Here is a 2,031-nt window from a genome sequence, read left to right on the forward strand (position 1 = left end):
CGGGCTTCGCACGCTTCGCACCCTACTCAATTGAGCTTGTAGGTTGTAGGTTGGGCCCAAGGTAACGAAACCCAACAATTTACCTCTTAAAAAAGGTCCTCCTGATTAAGCGCTCTCTTATCAGTAATTCCTGAGATAATTTGGTGCGTTACGGGCTTCGCACGCTTCACACCCTACTAATACTACCTTCTTACTCATTACTCATTACTCATTACTCATTACTCATCTAACGGTGCGTTACGGGCTTCGCACGCTTCACACCCTACTTAATTGACTCAATTGACTGTTGGGCTGGGTCTAATGCGATCGCTTCTTGTTGTTGAAAATATTTTAACTTCTTCTGCCAAATTTTTAGAGGATTAGAGGCAGTTTTTTTAACCTCCTAATTCCCTAATTTTTTGTTGACATTCAGCGATTTGTTTTTGTAGCTCAAACTTTTGCGCGGGGTTTGAGGCAATAGCTTCTTGCTGTTGAAGATAAGCTAATTTTTCCTGCCAAATAGCGATCGCCTCTGAGTTAAAATTCGGGTCTACTTGTTTTATGTCTGTTTCTTCATTTGTTAAATTTAAGAGAGTTTGTTTAATAGTCTCTAAACCACACCCATTATAGGATTCTGCCCATTGAAGCAAGTCATAAGCCCTATCTGATTGTTTAGAAGGCATTGGCGCAATAGTGCCTGGTGGAGGAGAAATAATAAATATTAACTGATTAAATTTTCCCGATTCGAGAGAATATAAAGCATCTATCAGCTCTTTTCGCTCATTTCCTGTAAGATTATTTTGGTTGTTCCCTTTCATATTTATAGTTGGCATAGATTTTTCAACATCAGTTCCCGGATAGGGTATATCTTGCTCTTCATTTTCCCCTACACCTTCGCCAGGAAAAGTAGGTTCTTGTTTAGGCGATCGCGCGATCGCTAAAAGCCCCAATCAGAGTAGCAACTGCCTCTTTTTTAGATAAATTTGATAAGTTTAAATAAATAATTTGCTTCAGCAATCCTTCCAGTTGACAATCGTCAACTTTTATAGGTATTAAAGCTCTATTTTGACCTTGAGGATCTTTGGCGAATGCTGCTGCCCACTCGGGATGAGTATACTCAGCTTTTAAATAATTTTCTGACAATACTGCAATTGTTTTTCTGGTTTGAGAAGCTGCTTTGTGCATTTCCATGACAAAATTGCCTCCAGGTCGAAAATCCCAGGCTTCAATTATAGTCGTATAACCGTGTTTCTCCAAAGTCCAAGCAATCCATTCTGCCCACACTTTATCTTGGCTATTATAGCTAATAAAGAAATCTTTCATATTGTATGATTAAACTATAGATAGAGCGCTATTCTTACTATACTTCTAAATTGAAATTCATAGCAAAAAGGATAGTGCAACAAAAGATAAATACTTTTTTAAAAATATCCCTCACATAACACTTGTGCGTTACGGGCTTCGCACGCTTCGCACCCTACTAGACTTCAAAACTCATTACTCATGTTTGGTGCGTTACGGGCTTCGCCCTAACACACCCTACTCAATTGACTTTTGGGCTGGGTCTGATGCGATCGCCTCTTGTTGTTGAAGATATTCTAACTTCTTCTGCCAAGTTACGGGCTTGGCACCCTAGTCAATTGAGCTTGTAGGTTTGTAGGTTGGGCCCTTGGAAACGAAACCCAACAATTTACTGAATTAACTTCAGTTAATTCAGGTAAATACTTAAAAAAGGTCCTCCTGATTAAGCGCTCTCTTATCAGATAATTTGGTGCGTTACGGGCTTCGCCCTAACACACCCTACTTAATTGACTCAATTGACTTTTGGGCTGGGTATGGTGCGATCGCCTCTTGTTGTTGAAGATATTTTAACTTCTCCTTCCAAGTTTCTAGAGGATTAGAGGTCATTTTCTCAACCTCCTAATTCTTTAATCTTGCTGTAGTACTCAGTCATTTGTTCTTGTAACTGAAACTTGATAGTTGGCATAAATTTATTAAAATCAGTTCCTAGATAGAGTAGTTTCTTGAGTTGGCGATCGCGCTTTATTTTTG

At 39.1% G+C, this 2,031-nt stretch carries 2 protein-coding genes; both read right to left on the reverse strand.

Annotated elements, in window-relative coordinates:
- Nucleotides 1-374: 374 nt before the first annotated feature.
- Nucleotides 375-929, reverse strand: coding sequence for a hypothetical protein (locus tag MW688_RS14535; protein ID WP_486736733.1), 555 nt, complete (start codon nucleotides 927-929; stop codon nucleotides 375-377).
- Nucleotides 898-1,302 (reverse strand): toll/interleukin-1 receptor domain-containing protein, encoded by a 405-nt coding sequence (locus tag MW688_RS14540; protein WP_486736734.1) that lies wholly within the window; start codon nucleotides 1,300-1,302, stop codon nucleotides 898-900. Before MW688_RS14540 ends, MW688_RS14535 begins: the two co-directional genes overlap by 32 nt.
- Nucleotides 1,303-2,031: the final 729 nt, after the last annotated feature.

The sequence above is a fragment of the Johannesbaptistia floridana genome, from assembly GCF_057440575.1.